The sequence below is a fragment of the Pseudomonas sp. CJQ_9 genome (assembly GCF_043106615.1).
GTDB classification, from domain to species: domain Bacteria; phylum Pseudomonadota; class Gammaproteobacteria; order Pseudomonadales; family Pseudomonadaceae; genus Aquipseudomonas; species Aquipseudomonas juntendi.
In genome coordinates this window covers 60,314-80,946 of record NZ_JBICMS010000044.1, presented here as the reverse complement: position 1 = coordinate 80,946, position 20,633 = coordinate 60,314, and the positions used below count along the sequence as shown (strand labels likewise).

Annotated in this window: 19 protein-coding genes; 16 read left to right on the top strand and 3 right to left on the bottom strand. The window is 64.7% G+C overall.

All coding sequences use genetic code 11. The features are described from left to right. The first annotated feature begins 75 nt into the window (after positions 1-75). Positions 76-1,308 (top strand): diaminopimelate decarboxylase, encoded by a 1,233-nt coding sequence (lysA, locus tag ACF8SD_RS08240; protein ID WP_009684030.1) that lies wholly within the window; start codon positions 76-78, stop codon positions 1,306-1,308. Between the two features lie 15 nt (positions 1,309-1,323). Here lysA and ACF8SD_RS08235 read toward each other — a convergent pair whose 3' ends face one another. Continuing rightward, on the bottom strand, positions 1,324-2,232 hold the full coding sequence (locus tag ACF8SD_RS08235; protein ID WP_156326592.1) for a LysR substrate-binding domain-containing protein: 909 nt from the start codon (positions 2,230-2,232) through the stop codon (positions 1,324-1,326). A gap of 199 nt (positions 2,233-2,431) precedes the next feature. On the opposite strand from ACF8SD_RS08235, the gene ACF8SD_RS08230 reads away from it, so the two are divergent. From ACF8SD_RS08230 to ACF8SD_RS08185, 10 genes are all read left to right on the top strand, one after another. After that, entirely contained in the window at positions 2,432-3,253 is an 822-nt protein-coding gene (locus tag ACF8SD_RS08230; RefSeq protein WP_009684032.1) for an AraC family transcriptional regulator, read from the top strand. A 71-nt stretch (positions 3,254-3,324) separates the two neighbouring features. After that, on the top strand, positions 3,325-3,705 hold the full coding sequence (locus ACF8SD_RS08225) for a cupin domain-containing protein (protein WP_173890592.1): 381 nt from the start codon (positions 3,325-3,327) through the stop codon (positions 3,703-3,705). A 170-nt stretch (positions 3,706-3,875) separates the two neighbouring features. Then, the gene (locus tag ACF8SD_RS08220) at positions 3,876-4,586 is read left to right on the top strand and encodes a helix-turn-helix transcriptional regulator (RefSeq protein ID WP_029887877.1); all 711 of its coding nucleotides are present in this window, start codon (positions 3,876-3,878) and stop codon (positions 4,584-4,586) included. Between the two features lie 100 nt (positions 4,587-4,686). Beyond that, a complete protein-coding gene (locus ACF8SD_RS08215; protein ID WP_392484195.1) occupies positions 4,687-6,105 on the top strand; it encodes an efflux transporter outer membrane subunit in 1,419 nt (472 codons plus the stop codon). A 205-nt stretch (positions 6,106-6,310) separates the two neighbouring features. Continuing rightward, positions 6,311-7,456: an HlyD family secretion protein gene (locus ACF8SD_RS08210; protein WP_392484194.1), complete on the top strand. Its 1,146-nt coding sequence runs from the start codon at positions 6,311-6,313 to the stop codon at positions 7,454-7,456. Then, on the top strand, positions 7,446-8,960 hold the full coding sequence (locus ACF8SD_RS08205; protein WP_392484193.1) for a DHA2 family efflux MFS transporter permease subunit: 1,515 nt from the start codon (positions 7,446-7,448) through the stop codon (positions 8,958-8,960). Before ACF8SD_RS08210 ends, ACF8SD_RS08205 begins: the two co-directional genes overlap by 11 nt. Positions 8,961-9,082: 122 nt before the next feature. Beyond that, positions 9,083-9,820, top strand: coding sequence for a GntR family transcriptional regulator (locus ACF8SD_RS08200; RefSeq protein WP_173890598.1), 738 nt, complete (start codon positions 9,083-9,085; stop codon positions 9,818-9,820). A 58-nt stretch (positions 9,821-9,878) separates the two neighbouring features. Next, entirely contained in the window at positions 9,879-10,334 is a 456-nt protein-coding gene (soxR, locus tag ACF8SD_RS08195) for a redox-sensitive transcriptional activator SoxR (RefSeq protein WP_392484191.1), read from the top strand. Between the two features lie 141 nt (positions 10,335-10,475). After that, positions 10,476-10,724 carry a CsbD family protein gene (locus ACF8SD_RS08190; RefSeq protein WP_051098776.1) on the top strand — a complete coding sequence of 83 codons (249 nt, stop codon included), beginning with the start codon at positions 10,476-10,478 and terminating at the stop codon, positions 10,722-10,724. 609 nt (positions 10,725-11,333) lie between these two features. Continuing rightward, positions 11,334-11,651 (top strand): hypothetical protein, encoded by a 318-nt coding sequence (locus ACF8SD_RS08185; protein ID WP_392484190.1) that lies wholly within the window; start codon positions 11,334-11,336, stop codon positions 11,649-11,651. 254 nt (positions 11,652-11,905) lie between these two features. Here the strand turns inward: ACF8SD_RS08185 and ACF8SD_RS08180 are convergent, their stop codons facing one another. Further along, complete coding sequence (locus ACF8SD_RS08180; protein ID WP_173890602.1) at positions 11,906-12,202, bottom strand: DUF3144 domain-containing protein; 297 nt, start codon at positions 12,200-12,202, stop codon at positions 11,906-11,908. A 397-nt stretch (positions 12,203-12,599) separates the two neighbouring features. Between ACF8SD_RS08180 and mtlD the strand changes: the two genes are divergently transcribed. From mtlD to ACF8SD_RS08160, 4 genes are all read left to right on the top strand, one after another. Then, a complete protein-coding gene (mtlD, locus tag ACF8SD_RS08175; protein ID WP_392484189.1) occupies positions 12,600-14,744 on the top strand; it encodes a bifunctional mannitol-1-phosphate dehydrogenase/phosphatase in 2,145 nt (714 codons plus the stop codon). A 251-nt stretch (positions 14,745-14,995) separates the two neighbouring features. After that, positions 14,996-15,778 carry an aldolase gene (locus tag ACF8SD_RS08170; RefSeq protein ID WP_029886679.1) on the top strand — a complete coding sequence of 261 codons (783 nt, stop codon included), beginning with the start codon at positions 14,996-14,998 and terminating at the stop codon, positions 15,776-15,778. Between the two features lie 45 nt (positions 15,779-15,823). Beyond that, entirely contained in the window at positions 15,824-16,711 is an 888-nt protein-coding gene (locus ACF8SD_RS08165) for a dihydrodipicolinate synthase family protein (protein WP_173890606.1), read from the top strand. Positions 16,712-16,891: 180 nt separating this feature from the next. Continuing rightward, positions 16,892-18,100, top strand: coding sequence for an MFS transporter (locus ACF8SD_RS08160; RefSeq protein ID WP_173890608.1), 1,209 nt, complete (start codon positions 16,892-16,894; stop codon positions 18,098-18,100). A 41-nt stretch (positions 18,101-18,141) separates the two neighbouring features. On the opposite strand, the gene ACF8SD_RS08155 is transcribed toward ACF8SD_RS08160, so the two are convergent. Beyond that, entirely contained in the window at positions 18,142-19,440 is a 1,299-nt protein-coding gene (locus ACF8SD_RS08155; RefSeq protein ID WP_392484188.1) for a phospholipase effector Tle1 domain-containing protein, read from the bottom strand. 229 nt (positions 19,441-19,669) lie between these two features. Here ACF8SD_RS08155 and ACF8SD_RS08150 point away from each other — a divergent pair, with 229 nt between their 5' ends. Beyond that, positions 19,670-20,629, top strand: a complete 960-nt coding sequence (locus ACF8SD_RS08150) for a MoxR family ATPase (RefSeq protein WP_009683481.1) — start codon at positions 19,670-19,672, stop codon at positions 20,627-20,629. Positions 20,630-20,633 lie beyond the last annotated feature (4 nt).

Here is a 20,633-nt window from a genome sequence, read left to right as displayed (position 1 = left end):
AAGCTATTTTTCTGAATTCCTGCTTTATCGCATCCTGCTTTCATTCCTGGTATCACCTGAGCGAGTAGCGCCAACATGACAACACCCTTCACCCTCCTGGCCGAGGCAGTGCGCCAACATGGCTCGCCGTTGTGGGCCTACGACACCGGCACCATCGCCGAGCGTGTCGAACAGCTGAAGGTGTTCGACACCGTACGCTTCGCCCAGAAAGCCAACCCCAACCTGCACGTGCTGCGCCTGATGCGCGGCCACGGCCTGGTGCTGGACGCCGTGTCGCTGGGCGAGATGGAGCGAGCCTTCGCTGCCGGCGCCAGCGTTCAGGGCGACCCGGCCGGCGTGGTGCTGACCTGCGATGCACTGGACCGGCCTACCCTGGAGCGGGTGGTGGCAGAAAAGATCGAAGTGAACGCTGGCTCCATCGACATGCTGCGCCAGCTGGGCGAGCGCTCCCCTGGGCACCGCGTGTGGGTCCGCATCAACCCCGGCTTTGGCCACGGCCACAGCCGCAAGACCAACACCGGCGGTGAAAACAGCAAGCACGGCATCTGGCATGAGCAGCTGGACGAAGCGCTGGGCGTGATCAAGGCACACGGCCTGCACTTGGTCGGCGTGCACATGCACATTGGCTCGGGCGTGGATTACCAGCACCTGGAACAGGTAGCCCGCTCGATGATCGAGCTGGTCGGCCGCCTGGGGGTGGACATCGAGGCATTTTCCATCGGGGGCGGGCTCTCCACCCCCTACCGCAGCAGCGACAAGCCGGTCGACCTGCAGCGCTACGCCCAGACCTGGGCAGTGGCACGCAAGGAAATCGAAGCGATGCTCGGCCACCCGGTGCGTATGGAGATCGAACCCGGCCGCTTCCTGGTGGCCGAGTGCGGCTACCTGGTGGCCGAGGTGCGGGCGGTGAAACAGGTGGGGCGCAATACCTTCGTGATGATCGACGCCGGCTTCAACGACCTGATGCGCCCGGCCATGTACGGCGCGTACCACGGCATGACCCTGCTCGATGCCAACGGCCAGCCGGTGGAGCGCCCACGCCAGCCAACCGTGGTGGCCGGGCCGCTGTGCGAGTCGGGTGACGTATTCACCCAGGACGACCAGGAACTCACCCCGCAAGACCTGCCGCAAGCACAGGTGGGCGACCTGCTGGTGATCCACGATGCCGGGGCCTATGGCGCATCGATGTCGTCCAACTACAACAGCCGGCCACTGCTGCCAGAGTTCCTGATCGAGAACGGCGCACTGCGGATGATCCGCCGGCGGCAGACCGTGCAGGACCTGCTGGACCTGGAAGCGGGCCTTTAAGCACCCTTCTGCCGGCTAGGCCATACCGCCCATGTAGTGCTCGAGGCGGCCGCGCAGCCAGCGCTCGGCCGGGTCATTGTCGGTAGTGCTCAGCCAGACCATGGCCAGCTCCAGCGCCGTGGCCGCGAACGGCAGTTGCTCGGCCTGCAGGTTGCCCCAGCGCTCCATCCCCTGGGCGGCGTAATCGGGGCAGCAGGCCAGCAGTTCGGTACCGGCCAGGATCGCCGGCAGCGTACTGAATTGCGGCACCGACAACACCACCTGGCGTTCGCGCCCCAGCTCCTTGAGCCAGTCATCGACTACACCGTGGGTATTGGCCGTGGGCGAAACCTGAACGTGCGGGCGGGCGCAGAACTCATCCAACGTCAACGCCGTGGTCGATTTGTCGGCGCGCACCACCCTGGCCTGCATGCAGCGCAATACCTTGCGCTTGGCATTGGCCGGCAGGCCCCGGGTCTGGCTGATGCCGACCGTGACATCACCCGCCGCCAGCAAGTCGGGAATGCGCCAGTAATCCACGTGCTGCACCACCACCACCACGTTCGGCGCCTCGACCCGCAGCGCCCGCAACAACGGCGGCAACAGCCCGGACTCGACGTCATCGGACAAACCGATGCGAAAGGTCATCTTGCTGGAAAGCGGGTCGAAGTCGTGGGTCAGGCTAAGGGCCACAGACATCGCATCCAGCGCAGGCGTGAGGTGCTTGATCACCTCCTGGGCGCGGGCCGATGGCTCCATGCGGTTGCCCACACGGATCAGCAACGGGTCATTGAACATCGCCCGCAACCTCGCCAGCGCAGCGCTGACCGTAGGTTGGGCGACGAACAGCTTTTCTGCCGCGCGGGTAAGGTTGCGCTCCTGCATCAGCGCTTCGAACACCACCATCAGGTTGATATCGGCTTTGCGCAGTTCGTTGCGGTTCATTGGCGCTCCCGGCCCATTGTAGTTGTGCATGCTCGATTTCAGCATCGACAAGCACCCTGGTCGAGTCAACGTTGGTAGATAACCTGGCAGCACGGCCCTTGGCGGCGACCTGATTGCCCGACAACGGACAGTCCGGTTACCCTTGCTTCCCACCCCCTCACGGCCGCCCCAGCCGTGCTCCGCCCAGGCTCCCACCGCGATGAACCGTAAAGCTGACCCGCCACCGTCCGACTGGGTAATCCGCAGCGACCAGCCGGGCGGCATCGAGCGTATCGAGGCCTGGTTCGGCAGCCACGGTTACGACCCGCATCGTCATGATACCTACTCGGTCGGGCGAACCCTGGCCGGCGTGCAAAGCTTCCATTACAAGGGCTCGCTGCGCCACGGCATACCCGGCAACACCCTGGTGCTGCACCCGGACGAGCTGCATGACGGCATGGCCGGCACCAACGCAGGCTTTCGCTACCGCATGGCTTACGTAGACCCGGCCCTGATCCAGAACGTGCTGGGTGGCCAGCCGCTGCCCTTCATCGCTGGCGGGCTGTCCAGCGACCCCCGGCTGTACCAGGCCAGCGAGGCACTGGTACAGGCCGTGGACCACCCGTTGGAGCCGCTGGAGCAGCAGGACGCCCTGTACGACCTGGCCATGGCCTTGTTGGCGGTCGGCGGCAAACCACGCGGGCGCAAGCGCCTGGACTACCAAGCCGCCGAACGTGCCCGAGCCTTCATCATGGCGCACCTGCACCAGAGCATTACCCTGGACATGCTCGAACAGGCCAGCGGCCGTGAGCGCTGGAGCCTGTCGCGTGATTTTCGCACGCTGTACGGCACCAGCCCCTACCGCTTCGTCACCTTGCGCCGCCTGGACTGTTTGCGGCGCATGGTGGTCGACGGGTTCAGCCTGGTCGATGCGGCCCTTGCTGCCGGCTTTCATGACCAGAGCCACATGACTCGGCATTTCACCCGTTGCTATGGGGTGCCGCCCTTGCGTTGGCTGGAGCGCCTGCGCCCCACCCGCTGACTTGCAGGATCGTACAAGATGCCCATGTTGCAGACCGTTAGGCTGGCCACTCCACTCAACGAGGAATTGTCATGTCTGAAGCCCGTATCCCCTCCCAGCCTGCCAACCTGCTGCACAAAGCGTCGCTGATCGAGCAGCAGTGGAGCCCCAGGGTCGTTGCCGAAATGAACGACTACCAATTCAAGGTGGTGCGCATCGAAGGCGAATTCATCTGGCACGCACACCCGGAAACCGACGAAGCGTTTCTGGTGCTGGAGGGTGTTCTGCGCATCGATCTGCCCGATGGCTGTGTGTACGTCAATCCCGGTGAGCTGTACGTCGTGCCGCGCGGTATCGAACACAGGACAGCCGCAGAGGGCGAAGCGAAACTGATGATGATCGAGCCCCGCGGCATTCTGAACACCGGGCATGAGGGCGGCGAGCGCACCGCCGTCAATGATGTCTGGCTCTGACAACAGAAGCCGCTTTATTTGTTGCGCGTAGCACTCGCCTGGCAATAATTCACCACGTTCAACTGCCAAACAGCCATTTTTGTCTTGCTCACCCCTTTTCCATGCCCACCATCGCAACCCGATGAAAATCCACCGCCGTATAATTGGATCCAATATCGAGGATGCCTTGAATGCGAACACTGGAAATGGACTACGGCCACGGCGACCAGGTTGCCAGCCATTGCCACGCTGAAGACCAGCTGATCTATGCCGCCAGCGGTGTAATGCGCGTCAGCAGCGCGGGAGGCGACTGGGTGATCCCCGGCGGGCATGCACTGTGGGTGCCTGCCGGGGTCAGCCACGCCATCCGCATGCAGGGCGTGGTGAGCATGCGCACGTTGCTGCTCGACGCCGGCATCGCGTGCTGCCAGGTCATCGTGGTATCCGGCTTGCTGCGCGAACTGATCCTGGCCGCGTCACGCATGCTCGACCGGCGTGACGGCGAGCATGCGCGGGCATTGATCCTTAACGAGTTGTCCGCCGCTCGGCGCATCCATGCCTTCGTGCCCACGCCCTCGCACCCGCGCTTGCGTGCCTGGTGCGAGGGCTTTCTCCAGTACCCGGCCCAGGACCTGACGCTGGCGCAGTGTGGCGCGCAGTTGAACCTGAGTGCGCGCAGCGTGGCGCGGCTGTTTCAACGCGAACTGGGCATGTCGTATGGCGAGTGGCGCGCCCGCGCGCGGGTAATGCTCAGCCAGCAATGCCTGGCGCAGGGTCAGCCTATTCTCAACGTGGCGCTGGAGCACGGTTACCAAAGTGCAAGCGCGTTCACCGCCATGTTCAAGCGCATCCTCGGCTACGCGCCGAGTGACTGGCAGCACAACCTCACACGCGGTCACTGAACAGGTTGTCCCGCTTGCGCGCAGGCTTGTCCTGCTCGCGACAGCGCCGCTTCCCCATCCCTGGTTAACCTCGCATCACCCCCTTCAAGTGACCTGTGTGATGCCTTTACTGCACTTTTCTCCCTTTGCTGCCCGGCTGGGCGCCACGCTCGCCGTGCTGGGTGCCCTCACGGCGTGCACGCGGCAGCCGGCCCCCGCCGCGCCGCCACCCGTGCTGCAGGCAAACCCGTTGGCAGACCTGCCGGCGGGGGTCAGCCAGCAGCCGTTACCCGCGCAATGGTGGGCGCTGTTCCAGGACCCGCAACTCAACCACTGGGTACAGCTGGCCCTGGCGCATAACCAGGACCTGGCCCAGGCAGACGCCACTATGCAGGCCATGCTGGCGGGTATCGGTGAATTCGACGCGCGGCGCTGGCCCACCACTGCGGTGGAGGTTGGCGCAACCTATGGCAAGAGCGCCGATGACCAGACCCTGGCCGAGGCCACTGACAGTCATGCGCCGTCACAATGGCAATTCAGCCCCGGCATCGAGCTGGCCTACCAGGTGGATGTCTGGGGCCAGGTACGTGCGGCCATCGAGCGCGCCCGCGCTCAAGCCGATGCCAGCGCTGCAGCACGGGACCTGGTACGCCTGCAGGTGGTCACCCAGACCAGCCGCGCCTACCTGGCTCAATGCGTGTATGGCGCACGCCTGGCCCAGGCCAGGCAGTCGCTGCAAAGCCTTGAGCGCAGCGTGCAACTGAGTGAACGCCAGCAACAGGCCGGCGTGGCAACGGCGCTCGACAGCGAGCGGCTGCTGGGCTTGCGTGAGCAGGTGCGGGCGCAACTGCCGATGCTCGTTGCCAGGCGGCAAATGGCGCTTTACGAACTGGCCATGCTCAGTGGCCAGGCGGTTGCGGCACCGGTAGGCGACTGCAGCGCCATCCCCACGGTATCGGTGCCGCTACCGCTTGGCGATGGGTGGCGCCTGCTTGAGCGAAGGCCGGATCTGCGCCAGGCAGAACGGGAACTGCGGGCTGCTGCGCTGGAGACCGAAATCGCCCGGGCGGACCTGTACCCGAAGGTCAGCTTCGGCGCCTCATTGACCTCCTCCGCCGCTCACCTGGCCGACCTCGGCGACAGCCGCGCGGTGATGTTCGGGATCGGCCCGCTGATTCACTGGCAGTTTCCCAACCTGAAGGCCAATCGCGCGCGGGTTGGCAAGGCTCGAGCATTGCAGCAGGCGCAGGTCGCCCGCTACCAGGGCGTAGCGTTGAATGCGCTGAAGGACGTGCGCCAGGCCCTGGCGCGTTACGCCGGTGAGCGGCAGCGCCTGCAGGCACTGGAGGCAGCGCTTGGCCATAGCGAGCGGGGCTTTGCCCTGGCCCAGAACAACTACCGCGCCGGTACGGTGGACGGCCTGGCATTGCTCGACAGCGAACGCGAACTGATCCGCTTGCGCGCCAGCCAGGTCGAGGCCCAAGGGCGCCTGGCGCAGGCACAGGTCAACCTGTTCCGCGCGCTGGGTGGGCGGTGGTAGCTCGCAGCAACAACCAACAGGGCCGCGATGCGGCCCATCGCCGTCAAGCCAGCTCCCACAGGGACCGCGCTGGGCCGAACGCTTTTTCAATGATCAGGGAGTGGCTGCCCTGTAACGAACGCCAAGGCCAGCGCGGTCCCTGTGGGAGCTGGCTTGCCGGCGATGGGCTGCGCAGCAGCCCCAACATCAGAAATGGAAACCGAACATGAATGCCGCCGTAGAACAGAACGCCCCCGCCGAAGCAGCACAGCAAGCCAGCCCCAGACCACGTCGCCGCCAGGCCTGGATCGCCGGCGGCAGCCTGGCGGCCGTCACGGTGCTGGCCTTCGCCAGCTACTGGCTCACCACCGGCCGCTACCTGCAGACCACCGACGATGCCTATGTCCGTGCCGATTGGGTGGCACTGAGCCCGCGCGTTGCCGGCTATGTTGCCAAGGTGGAAGTGGCGGACGACCAGCCAGTCCAGGCCGGCGATGTACTGGTACGGCTGCAAGACCAGGACTACCGCGCACGTGTCGAGCAGGCCCAGGCCAGCGTGGCCGAAGCCCAGGCAGCACTAGCCGCCGCACAGGCAGGCCAACAGCTGGCGGCCGAGCGCATCAACCAGCGCCAGCACGCCATCCAGCAGGCTGAAGCGACCGTGCGCAGCGCCACCGCCGAACGCCAACGCACTGCCCTGGACGTGCACCGCTACCGCGGCCTGGTACGCGATCAAGCGGCCACCGCGCAGCGGCTGGAAAGTGCCAACGCCCAGGCGGCCCAGGCACAAGCGGCGCTGCAAGGGGCCCAGGCCGCGCTGCGCGAACAACGCGCTCAACTGGCCATGGCCAAGGCCCGCTCTACCCAGGCCGACGCCGAACTGCAACAGCGCGCAGCCGCCTTGGCCCACGCCCAGGCTCGCCAGCAACTGGCCAGCCAGGACCAGCACGACACCGTGATTCGCGCCCCGCTCGCTGGCATCGTGGGCCAACGCCGCGTGCGTGCTGGCCAGTACGTGGTGCCCGGCCAGCCGCTGCTGGCAGTGGTGCCGGTACAGCAGGCCTACGTGGTCGCTAACTACAAGGAAACCCAACTGGCCCGCATGCGCCCCGGGCAACCCGTGGAAATCCGCGTCGACAGCTTTGCCGGCCAGCCACTGCACGGCCGTGTGGCCAGTTTCTCCCCCGCCTCGGGCAATGTCTTCGCCCTGCTGCCGTCGGACAACGCCACTGGCAACTTCACCAAGATCGTCCAGCGCTTCCCGGTGCGCATCCTGCTCGACCCAGCGCCCGCAGGCCCGCAGCTGCTGCCGGGCATGTCGGTGGTGAGCATCGTCGACACCCGCCCTGCCGAGGTTGCCGATGGCCACTGAGCAACCCGTCTCGTTGCGCGCCTGGGTCGCCGTGCTCGGCGGCCTGTTCGGCTGCTTCATGGCCGGCATGAACGTGCATGTCACCAGCGCCGCGCTGCCGGAAATCCGGGGTTCGCTGGGCGCCAGCTTCGAGGAAGGCTCATGGATCTCCACCGCCTACCTGGTGGCGGAAATCGTCATGATCCCGCTGACCGCGTGGCTGGTCGAAGTGTTTTCGCTGCGCCGGGTGATGTGGACCGGCTCGCTGATCTTCCTGCTGGCCTCGGTGGCCTGCTCATGGGCCCCCAACCTGGAAACGATGATCACCCTGCGCGTAGTGCAGGGTGCGGCCGGCGCGGTGCTGATCCCGCTGTCGTTCCAGTTGATCATCACCGAGCTGCCAGCCAGCAAGATGGCCATGGGCATGGCGCTGTTCAGCCTGGCCAACAGCGTGGCACAGGCGGCCGGGCCGTCGATTGGCGGCTGGCTGACCGACGCCTATTCATGGCGCTGGATCTTCTACCTGCAACTGTTCCCGGGTATCGCCCTGCTGTTCGCCATCGCCTGGTCGATCGACGCCAGGCCAATGCAACTCGCGCTGCTGCGCAAGGGCGACTGGCTGGGTATCGCGGCCATGGTCATCGGCCTGGGTGGCTTGCAGATCGTGCTGGAAGAAGGCGGTAGGCTGGACTGGTTCGGCTCATCGTTCATCATTGGCATGAGCGCGATCGCCGCCATTGCCCTGGTGGTGTTCGTGGTTACCCAACTGCGCGGCCAGCGCGCTTTCATCAATTTGCGCTTGCTGGGGCGTTACAACTTTGGCGTCGCCAGTGTGGCCATGTTCATCTTCGGCGCGGCAACCTTCGGCCTGGTGTTCCTGGTGCCCAACTACCTGTCGCAACTGCAGGGCTTCAGCGCCCACGACGTGGGTGTAGCACTGATCGCCTATGGGGTGGTGCAGTTGCTGCTGGCGCCCATGATGCCGCGGCTGATGGGCTGGACCAGCGCCAAGTTCATGGTCGCCAGCGGTTTCCTGATCATGGCCCTGGGTTGCTGGCTGGGGGCAAGCCTGAGCGCCGACAGTGCCGACAACGTGATCATCCCATCCACTGTGGTACGTGGCATCGGCCAGCCGTTCATCATGGTTGCGTTGTCGGTGCTGGCGGTGGCCGGGCTGGACAAGCGTGAAGCCGGGTCGGCGTCGGCCGTGTTCTCGATGCTGCGCAACCTGGGGGGCGCGGTGGGGACGGCCGGGTTGACCCAGCTGGTGGCCACGCGCGAGCGTTTCCACAGCGAACGCATCCACGAGCAGGTCAGCGTGTTCGAGCCGGGCATGCAGGAACGCATCAACCACACGGTGCAGAGCTGGTTGCCGCAGCAGCAACAGGCGCTGGAGGGGTTGGCGGCAACCATTCGCCGCGAAGCGTACCTGATGGCCTACAGCGACGCGTTCTACCTGGCGTGCCTGGCCTTGCTCGGGTGTGCCCTGGCGGCGATGCTGTTGCGGGCCAGGCAGAACACCTGAATAACGTCAGCGGGCCCCGTGGATGCTGGGCTGCACCGCTAGGTGCAGCCTGCTCGCCGACCACCCGGCGCAGGTCGCTGGTACACTCTGGGCCGACGACAGGTGCGAGGCAGAACACAGGTATGAACCCTACGCGCTATGCCACTGTGGCCAAGGACTTGATGGCAGGCATTGCCAGTGGCCGGTATCCGGTGGGCAGCCTGCTGCCAACCGAGCACGAGCTGTGCGACCTTTATGGTGTGAGCCGGCACACGGTACGGGCCGCGATCGACCAGTTGCTCGGCCAGGGGCTGGTATCGCGACGCAAGCGCGTCGGCACCCGGGTCGAGGCCAGCAGCCCCCGCGGGGGCTACACGCAGTCGCTGGCCAGCGTCGCCGACCTGGCACAGCTGGCGCCAGATCAGCGCTGGCAGATCCGCGATGTGCAGCACTTCGTTGCCGACCTGGGCCAGGCGGCACGGCTGGGGCTGGTGCCGGGCGAGCACTACTTTTGCCTGTCGAGCATCGCCGTGGCGGGGGCGCAGGCTGCGCCGCCGCTGTGCTGCACCCATGTATATGCACAGCGGGACTACGGCGAAGTCATCGAACGCGCCCGCGAGCAGCCCGAACAACCGATTGCCAGGCTGATCGAGCAACATTACGGCCGAGCGATCGCGGTGATCGACCAGCAGGTACGGGCGCTAGCGCTGACGGCAGAGCTGGCCCACGCGCTGAAGGCGCAGGTGGGTTCGGCGGCGTTGCAGATCATTCGCCACTACCGCGAAGAGAACGGTGACCTGATGGCCGTGGCCGAGACGATCCACCCGCATGACCGCTTTACCCTGGTTACCCAGTTGCGCCGGGATCGCGCAGCGGGGTAACCCGTTCCAAAACCTCAGGCGCCCTTACGGCGCTCAACCCAAGGCAAGGTCGACAGGTATGGCAGCAGACAACACGCGGATGCTTACAGTGGGCGAAGTCACCAAGCGCAGCGGTGTGGCGGTGTCAGCGCTGCACTTTTATGAAGCCAAGGGGCTGATCGCCAGTGTACGTACAGCAGGCAACCAGCGCCGCTATCCGTCCTTGGTGCTGCGCACGCTGGCGATCATCAAGGTGGCGCAGCGCACCGGTATCCCGCTACAGGAAATCAAACAGGCGTTGAGCCGTTATGCGCCCAACACCAAGCTGACAGCGGCGCAATGGGGCGAGATGTCCACGGCCTGGCGCGAAGACCTGAATGCACGCATCCGTACCCTGGAGGCGCTGCGCGACAGCCTCGACAACTGCATTGGCTGCGGCTGCCTGTCACTGCAGGACTGCCCGTTGCGCAACCCCGGGGATGTGCTGGCCAAGGAAGGGAGCGGCGCGCGGATTCTGGAAAAGAAGGCGCGCTAGCCTCGCCACCCACGCCACGTGCGATTCGTTGCAGGAGCGTGTGGCTTGAAGGTGGTGAGTAGTTGGAACCATTGCGGCCCTTCACCTCCCTAACCCTGTGCTGTCAACCCAAAGCCGCTTACAGGAAGGAACATAGCCATCATGAAACGCGAACAGATCGAAGGTGTTGCCGAGAACCTTGCAGGCAAGGCGCAGAGCGCTGTAGGCCGGCTGGTCGAAGACCCGGCACTGGAAGCCGAAGGCGATGCACGTCAGGCGGCAGGCCAGGTGACCAAGACCTATGGTGATGCCGTGGACACGGTGTCTTCGTTCGTCAAGGAAAAGCCTATCGCCGCACTGGCCATCACCGCCGCCGTCACACTGGTGATTTCTCGCCTGCTGCGTCGCTGACCCAGGGCGCAACAGGCGGTTAAGGGCCGGACATGTCGTCCGGCCCGCACCATCACCGGCTGGCGATATCGTAGGCAAGACGAAGGTGCAATACCTGTGGGAGCGGGCATGCCCGCGAACACCGGCTCAGCCGGTGCCATGCAGCGCGCTGGTTTCTTCGCGGGCTCGCCCGCTCCCACCGGGATCGCGTCAGGGCTGGCAGTTGTTGGCCAAAAGGCGCTGAAGAGGCTGTGACGAGCAACTGGCAGCCCCGATGACTAGAGCGCTACCCCGCATGCACCTCATGTAGCTTGCTTCCTGGATCAGGCTTTTCTGATCTTTGCCAAAATAGCTGTCCAGTTGGCCACTTCGGAAATATCCTACGAGTCGCATCCTCTGCCATCACCTGTTCAATGGGAACCAGTGTCTCTAGGCTCTATCCGTCGCCGAATACCTTGGCGATCGGGTGTGGTAGCCCAGATGCTTTTTTCCATGACAGTCTATGGCGGCTGTGCGTGGGAGGCTTTCGAGCCTGCCTGGATTGGAAAATGCCCGGGTCTACCACCTCGCGTACAGTCGCCACCCATTCACGTGGTAGTGATGGTTGGCGGCCTTGAGGAGCATTTTCCAATGTTGAAGAAAATAGTCCCCGATCCACCTCTTCCTTGCACCTCCAACCGCCCCTTCGGCCGCTGCGACGCTGGCCATGATCCCCTTTTCACCGTCAACCCGAACATTTCCGCCGAAGACGCTCTGGTCCATGTAGCCCTGTACCTACGCAGCGCTTATGAAACCGGCTACAAAGCCCTGGACTACATGCGCGAAGAAGGCCGTGGCATGTTCTGGTCGAACCTGCATGCGATTGAAATGGCCGAGGGTGTGATTGAGGCAATTCTCGATGGCATCGAGTCTTCCCCACCACGGACAAACAGCCCCTCACAGGCATAGCGCAGCGATCAAAGCCGACGCAGTAACCTGTGGGAGCGGGCATGCCCGCGAACACCGGCTCAGCCGGTGCCATGCAGCGCGCTGGTTTCTTCGCGGGCTCGCCCGCTCCCACAAGCTGCGTCGCGCTTATGAATTGAGTTCTATGCGCGACAGCGCAGCCCGTAGGGCTGTGTGATCTCCCACAGGGGTCGCATCAGGGCTGGCAGGTGTTGACCAAAAAGTGTTGAAGAGGCTGTGGCGAGCGACCTGCGGTGTTAGTCATTCTTGCCCAACATGTACTGGTCAAAATGCTCGATATGCTCGTCCAGGTTATCTTCGAGCATCATCCGGTACTGCTCGCAGAAGTATTTCAGGATCTCGTCCCGCGCAGCGCCCAGTTCTGTGCCGCTCTTGAAACTGCGGGCGCTCATCCAGGCGCTGAAGCGCGCGGCACCAAAGGTCAGCGAAGCGCTTACCTTGCCCAGGTCCTCGACCCTGTCGATCTGCTGGTTGGCCAGTTCTATGTGCGCATCGGCACGGTCGTAGAAGGCCTGGTCGGTAACTTGGGTCATGGCGGTTCACCTGGTTGTGCAAGACGAGCGAAAGGCCAAGCCTTGCATGTCACGGCGCATACGTGCAAGGCTGAAAAAGGATTACCAAAGTCGAAAAAGGACTCACAGTACCTCATGCTCGGAATCACACGTATCCATCGCTATTTGCGCCCACTGCCTGCAAAACCGACTGCAGCCAGTGGGCGTGACCTCAAGGCCAAACGTGCCGCCCGCCTCGCTTCCAGGTTCGCCAACCTGCTGTGCACCCCCCGCTCCATCCCGCCCTACCTCTGCGTCACCCCCCAGCGCCCTCCTGTCGACCGCGTGCCCCCTACCTGACTGCCATTGCTGCAGCTCGCACGCCATGCTCGCCTATTGCAGGCGGGATGTACGACCCACCGACAAGGGGCAACAACCCATGCTTTTCTTTCACGGCAAACGCATCCTCAGCGCTATCTTCGATATGGATGGCACCCTCTTCGACACCGAACGCCTGCGCTTCAAGACCCTCAAACAAGCGTCGCTGGAAATCTTCGGCAAGCCGCTGGGCGAGCACACACTGCTCGGCTCTCTGGGCCTGAGCGCGAAAAAAGCCGAAGCCTTGGCCAAGGCGCATAACGGCGCAGACTTCCCCTATGCCGCCATCCGCCAGCGCGCCGATGAACTGGAGCTGGAGTACGTGCGCAATCACGGCGTGCCGATCAAGCCCGGCCTGCTGGAGGTACTGGAACGCCTGCGCAAGGCCGGCTTGACCATGGCCGTGGCCACCTCCAGCCGCCGCGCCATCGCCGAGGAATACCTGATCAACGCCAATGTGCTGAAGTACTTCGACATCACCGTGTGTGGCGATGAAGTCAGCCAGGGCAAACCCCACCCGGAGATCTTCCTGAAGGCCGCCCGCGCACTCAACTGCCCGCCAGCGCAGTGCTTCATGGTAGAAGATTCGGAAAACGGCATGCTGTCGGCCATGCGTGCCGAGGGCCAGGCGATTCTGATCGAAGACATCAAGCCACCTGCCGCCGACATCAAGGCCGGCGCACTCAAGGCTTACCACAGCATGCCGGAGTTCCTCGCCGACCTGAATGCATGTGTGCCCGAGCTGGGCATGCCCGCGCTCAGCGAACCCTTCCCGGCGTCGTTGAACCAGTTCCGTGTCGGTATTCATGGCTTTGGCGCCATCGGCGGCGGTTACCTGACCCAGGTGTTTTCCCATTGGGACGGCTACACCCGGCCCTGCGAAATCATCGCCGCTACCCGCTCACGCATGCTGCGCGAGAGCGTGAGTGCCTTCGGCAGCTACAGCGTGCGCTATGGCAGCACCTCGTTCGACCAGACCATCGACAATGTGCGCATGATCGACCTGGGCGATGAACAGGCGGTGATCGCCATGTACAACGACGCCGAGATCATCGGCCTGAGCCTGCCTGAACAGGCCATTCGCAACCAGGCCAGGGTAATTGCCCAAGGCCTGCTGCAGCGCTTCGAGCGCCGCGGCCGCGAACTGACGTTGCTGATCGTGCTGAACAAGGTGGGTGGCGGCGCGTTCGTGCGCCGGCATGTGCAAGCCGAGCTGGCGACATTGTGCCCGCCAGCGATCTGCGAGCAGGTAATGCTCAAGACCCATTTCGCGGAAACGGTAGTCAGCCGCATCGTTTCCAAGCTGAGCAACGATGCGCTGGTGCGGCAATTGCGGATCAAGTCGCAGATGTTTCGCAACAGCCTGGAAGAAGAGCCTGCCGCACCCCGCAGTGCCTCGGCGCCGCCGGCTGAATACGAGCGATTGCTCGGGCATTTCAGGCCCTTTGCCCAGCCCAGCAGCGCCATGAGCCAACTGCACCTGGTGCTGTTCAACAGCGAAGCCGACATGCCGTTGTATGTCGAGCGCGGCAGCGACCTGCTCGAAGGCCTGCGCCAAGTGCACACGGTGCCGGATATTACCCAGATCCAGGTCATCAAGAACCGCCTGTGGAACGGCCCGCACGCGATCATTGCCTGGTACGCCAGCCTGCTGGGCCATGCGTGGGTGGGCCAGGGCATGGGCGACGCCCGCGTCAATGCCCTGGCCGAGCGGCTGATACGCCAGGAAGTGGCGCCCGCCCTGGAAGCGGAGTACCCGCAAATGACCGAGGTGATCAGCCGGTTCGCCGACGCCTTCCTGGCGCGCTGCAAAACCTCGTTCAAGGACCCGTGCGCCCGCGTCGGCCGCGACCCGCTGCGCAAACTGCAGCGCAATGAACGTATCCTCAGCAGCATCGAACTGGCCGGCAGGCACGGCATCGACACACCGGCCCTGGCCTTTGGCGCGGCATTGGCCATCCACCACGCCCTGCGCTGCGACGATGCGAAGAACCTCGATGCCCAGGCGATCAGGCAGGTGTACCTGGACCATGATCACAGCGTCGAGGCTGTGCTCACCTACCAGGGCAGCAGCCACGGCAAGCGCTTCCCGGCGTTGAACGCGCTCAGCGACGCGCCGCTGATCAACGCCATTGCCGAGGCCTTCCGGCAGTACCAGCAAGCGCACCCTGCCCCGCTGCCCGCTTCGCGCTGCATAGGCGCGTAAAACGCGCCTTTTTGCCGCGGCGCCAGCTGCGAACACCGGCCGGCCGGTGTCAGCGCCTGCGCCGCGCGCTTTGCCAATGCCCCCTCGCGCACCTCCTTGCCGCCCGGCACGCCGCCTCTGGAGCCCTGCTGCAAGCAAATTGTGTCATTACCTGCTTGAACATGACACAAAGTGTCATTATGATCGTCGTGTGTCCTGGCGACCCTTCTCTGTCGCTCAGCAACCCACCGCCATTCCTGCAGGTACCGCCCATGACGACCACCATGCATGCCCCCAAGGACCAGCTGGTCAAGCACGCCCAGCAGCAGATGCTGACGGCCCTGGCCGACAACGCCTACAGTACCCGGCAAAAGCTGGCCCTCACCTGCCGCATTCTGTTCGACGGCGGCCATGACTCGGGGCTGGCCGGGCAGATCACCGCCCGCGCCCAGGAGCCTGGCACCTATTACACCCAGCAGTTGGGCCTGGGCTTCGACGAAATCGCCGCCTCCAACCTGCTGGTGGTGGACGAAGACCTGACCGTGCTGCAAGGCCGCGGCATGGCCAACCCGGCCAACCGTTTCCACAGCTGGCTCTACCGCGCCCGGCCTGACGTCAACTGCATCATCCACACCCACCCGCTGCACAGCGCCGCCCTGTCGATGCTCGAGGTACCGCTGGCCATCTCGCACATGGACCTGTGCCCGCTGTTCGACGATTGCGCCTTCCTCAAGGACTGGCCTGGTGTGCCGGTAGGCAATGAAGAAGGCGAAATCATCGCGGCGGCCATCGGCGACAAGCGCGCGATCCTGCTTTCCCACCATGGCCTGCTGATCGCTGGCGGCTCGATCGAAGAAGCCTGCGTGCTTGCCCTGCTGTTCGAGCGGGCCGCCAGGATGCAGTTGCTGGCCATGGGGGCCGGTGACATCCGCCCCATCCCCGAAGCCCTGGGCAAGGAAGCCCACGACTGGATCTCCACCCCTAAGCGTCATGGCGCCGCGTTCAGCTATTACGCGCGGCGTGCCTTGCGGGCCCACGGCGACTGCCTGGCCTGACTCGAAGCTGTACTCTTCCCTCAACAACGGCAAAGGTGCCTGGTCATGTCTACACCTGTAATTCGCGGCGTCATCGGCTACACCATCACTCCCTTCTCGGCAGACGGCACACTCGACCTGGAGGCTTTGGGCACGTCCATCGACCAATTGATCAAGCATGGCGTGCACGCCATCGCGCCGCTGGGCAGCACCGGCGAAGGGGCCTACCTGAGCGACAGCGAGTGGGAAAGCGTGGTGCGCTTCAGCCAGGCGCGCATCGCTGGGCGCGTACCCAGCGTGGTCAGCGTTTCCGACCTGACCACCGCACGCACCGTGGAGCGTGCGCGCCTGGCGCAGGCATGCGGGGCCACGGCGGTCATGGTGCTGCCCGTTTCGTACTGGAAGCTCACCGAAGCCGAAGTGGTGGCCCACTACAAGGCCGTCGGCGCCGCTATCGACATCCCGATCATGCTTTACAACAACCCGGGCACCAGCGGCATCGACCTGTCGGTGGAACTGATCCTGCGCATCCTCGCCGAGGTGCCGAATGTGACCATGGTCAAGGAAAGCACCGGTGACATTCAGCGCATGCACCGCCTGTTCCAGGCCAGCAAGGGTCAGGTGGCGTTCTACAACGGTTGCAACCCGCTGACCCTGGAGGCCCTGGTGGCAGGCGCGAGCGGCTGGTGCACCGCCGCGCCCAACCTGATTCCGGCATTGAACCTGGCATTGTGGGACGCCGTGCAGCAAGGCCAACTGGCCGAAGCCCGCACGCTGTTCTACCGCCAGTACGAACTGCTGGAATACATCACCCGCCGCGGCCTGCCCACCACCATCAAGGCCGGCCTGAAGCTGCTGGGCCAGGATGTCGGCGCGCCCCGCCTGCCGTTGCAGGCGCTGGATGTGCAAGGCAGCGACTATCTGAAAAACCTGCTGACCGAACTGGCTGCCTGACCCTCGACAGCGCAGCCCTTTAAGCGCGGGTTACCCGCGCAACAGGCAACGCGCTGGGTGGCGGGATCGCTGCCGGCGTTTGCATGGCCGCCTTCGGGCGCTGCGCAGCGACGCCCGCCAAGCGGGCATTCCATCCCCCTTGCCGTGCGCCAGGCGCGCACGCTGTCTACAGGTCCCGACATGCGCTACGTTGCTGCCCCCAAGCTGCTGACCCAGGTTGCCGCCGTACATTTCGTCAGCCATGTGCACATCATGCTGGTCCCGGCACTGCTGCCAGTGCTGCCCTCCCTGCTGGGGGTCGGTTTCGTCGAACTCGGCGTGGCCTTGGCGGTGTTCAATATCGTCTCTGCCCTGGTGCAAGCCCCGCTGGGTTACGCCGTCGACCACTTTGGCGCGCGCAAGGTGCTCAAGGCCGGGCTGCTGTTGGGCAGCCTCAGCTTCCTGCTACTGGCAGCCAGCCCCGGCCATGCGGTGTTGCTGGTGAGCATGGCGCTGGCCGGCCTGGCCAATGGGGTGTACCACCCGGCCGACTATGCGCTGCTAGCCAAGGGTATCGAGCCAGACCGGCTGGGGCGGTCATTCTCCATTCATACCTTCGCAGGCTTTCTCGGCTCGGCGGTAACCCCGGCAATATTCCTCGGTATCGCTGCCGTGTTGGGCACACGGGCAGCCCTGGCGACGGGCGCAGTGTTCGGCGCTGCTGCGCTGCTGTTGATATCGCTACCAGGCAGCGGGGTGTACCGGGTAAAGGAGATGGGCAACCCGGGCAATGCCGGCGCGCCCCCGGCAAATGGCCGAGTGCGCTTGTTCACACCCATGATCGGCGTGCTGACAGTGCTGTTCATATTGCTCAACCTGAGCACCAGTGCCATCGAGAAATTCTCCGTTGCCGCACTGGTGCAAGGGCAAGGCCTGACCTTGGCCTGGGCCAATACCGCGCTTACCGCCTTCTTGCTCTGTAGCGCCGCCGGGGTGCTGTGTGGCGGTGCCCTGGCCGACCGTACCCGCCGGCATGGCCTGGCGGCGGCGCTGGCTTTCGCCCTGGCCGCTGTGCTGACCGCAGTGGTGGCCCTGGGTGTGCTGCGCGAATGGGCATTGGTGGTGGTGCTGGGCAGCATCGGCCTGCTGACCGGAATGATCGCTCCGTCGCGGGATATGCTGGTAAAAGCGGCCGCGCCCAAGGGTGCCGAAGGCAAGACCTTCGGGCTGGTCTCGACCGGGTTCAACATCGGTGGCGCCGTCGGGCCAGTGGCGTTCGGTTGGATGCTCGACCGGGGGCTGCCAAATGGCATTTTCGTTGCTTCGGTAGCGTTCATGGCGCTGACGGTGATGCTGACCGTGGCGCAGGAGGGGTACAGGGCTCGAAAACGCAGGAACGCGCAGCGATGAGTGAATGGAGTGGCGACCCCCTCCTGCCACCCCAGACACATTCACCCCACCGGATTCCCATGCACTACTCGCCCCGCCACCCCCGGCCGGTTGACAAACAACACATCCAGCACGCTGTTACGCAACCCTTTCAGCGCATTCCAGTTCGCCGAAGCATGCACATACTTGTCGCGCAATAACCGCTGCTCTTGCTCGCTCAGCGCCAATTGCCCGGTTTCGCCCAAAGCGAAGCCATGCAGTTTTGCGCTGATCACCTGCAATTCAGCCGGCAAACGGTGCTCCGCCTGGCCGCCCAACGGCGCAAACGGCACGCCAGCCCGTACCGCCAGCTCGCGCATCACGCTCAGGTAGACGCGCGACAGGTGCCCGGCGACCTCCCGCTCGCGGGCTACCGCTGCGTAGACTTGCTTCTCTGCTTCACGCGGGTGGCCGCCAGCGATTGGCTCCTCCCAGGTGATCACCCGTGGCCTGGGTTCCCCCATGTCGGCAAAATCCGTCGCCAACAGGCCCTGCATCACGGCATGCACGCGGCACTGCCCGGCAGGCGTCGCCACCGGCACGCGCTGGGACTGGGGTTTGCACAACAGCACCTGTTCCCATGTGGTTTCCGGGTAGCCGCCACCGATATTCGAGTGCACACCCGGCAGCACTATGTCGTGGCCACTGCTCACCAGCGGGAAGTTATGCCGCTGCTCATCGCGGGCCACCAGTTGCACCACCTGCCGGGCAATACCCGCCCCCAGGCCCAGGCGCAAGCCACCGTGGCGCTCGTCGGCGGGGTCGAAGTCGCCCTGCAACGGCGCGATGATCGCGGCCACCGTGTCGAACAAGCCCATGAAGTTGATCGCGATGTCACACGCCACCGGCAACAATTGCCCGGCACCGTCGTGCAACAGGTTGGCCAGGTGGCGAACCGCCGCCGCGCCACGGCTGAAGCCGAACAAGTCGAACTCCAGGCGTGCCGGCACACACTGCGGGTGCGCCTGGCACCAACCCTGCAGTTGCCCGGCAATCACCTGCAACGCCTCGGCCACCCGGGCTTCGACGCCCGTGCGGCCACGCCCGGTGGCAGAGGCATACACCGGGTCGGTTTCACCGGCCAAGGTGCCGATGCCTTCCATGTAGCATTTGAAAAAGACCTGGCGCGCCTCGCCATCGGCCGCTTGCGCCGGGTACAACGCATGCAGCAGGGCTACGTTGCTCAGCGCATTGGCATAACTGCCGCCGTGCCCCGCCAATGCCGTGGCGTTGTGCTGATTGTTACCGGTGCCATCGAAGAACACCCCGAAACGCAGGGTTACCCGCCGAGGGGTCGGCGTACCGCCGTTGCTCGCTACCATCTTCGTGCCTTGTGCTTGACCCAAAAGCACAAGCAGGCGCCAGTACGCCGTCAGGCAACATCAGGCAATCGCCAAGCCTTCGTGAGAGTTTTCCATACCCCAGGCCCGCTGCAGCGATAAATTTACCCCGTGCCATTAGTCGCCGCCCCCCCGGATGGATTAAAGTATCAGCCCTTGCCAGGGCAGCTGCCGTCAGCCGCCTCCGGCCCCCTACCAGGAACCGTCGCCGATGGAACACCGTGAAGCGCTGATCGCGCTGCGCACCTTTCTTTCAACCCAGATCCTAGGCCAGGAGAAACTGGTCGAGCGGCTGTTGATCGTGCTGCTGGCAGACGGCCACATGCTGGTCGAGGGGGCGCCCGGGCTGGCCAAGACCAAGGCCATCAAAGAGTTGGCCGAGGGCATAGAAGCGCAGTTCCACCGCATCCAGTTCACCCCTGACCTGCTTCCGGCCGACATCACCGGCACGGAAATCTACCGCCCGGAAACCGGCAGTTTCGTGTTCCAGCAGGGGCCGATCTTCCATAACCTGGTGCTGGCCGACGAAATCAACCGCGCACCGGCCAAGGTCCAGTCGGCACTGCTCGAGGCCATGGCCGAACGCCAGGTCAGTGTGGGCCGCAGCACCTACGACCTGTCACCCCTGTTCCTGGTCATGGCCACGCAGAACCCGATCGAGCAGGAAGGCACCTACCCGCTGCCCGAAGCCCAGCTCGACCGCTTCCTGATGCACGTGAAAATCGGCTTCCCGGACGCCGCGGTCGAGCGGCGCATCCTGGCGCAGGCCCGCGGCGAAGCGCTGGGCGGCGAAGTGAAACCCGAACGGCGGGTCAGCCAGCAGGCGATCTTTGCCGCGCGCAAGGAAATCCTCAACCTGTACATGGCCGATGCCGTCGAGGAGTACCTGGTGCAGCTGGTCATGGCCACCCGCACCCCGGCCAAATTCGATACCGAGCTGGCTGACTGGATCGCCTACGGCGCCAGCCCGCGCGGTTCCATTTCGCTGGACCGCTGCGCACGTGCCCACGCCTGGCTGGCCGGGCGCGACTTCGTCAGCCCCGAAGACATCCAGGCGGTGCTGTTCGACGTACTGCGCCACCGCATCATCCTCTCCTTCGAAGCCGAGGCCGCGGGGATCGACCAGGACCGCGTGGTCCAGCGCATCCTCGACGTCGTCGCCGTTGCCTGACCCC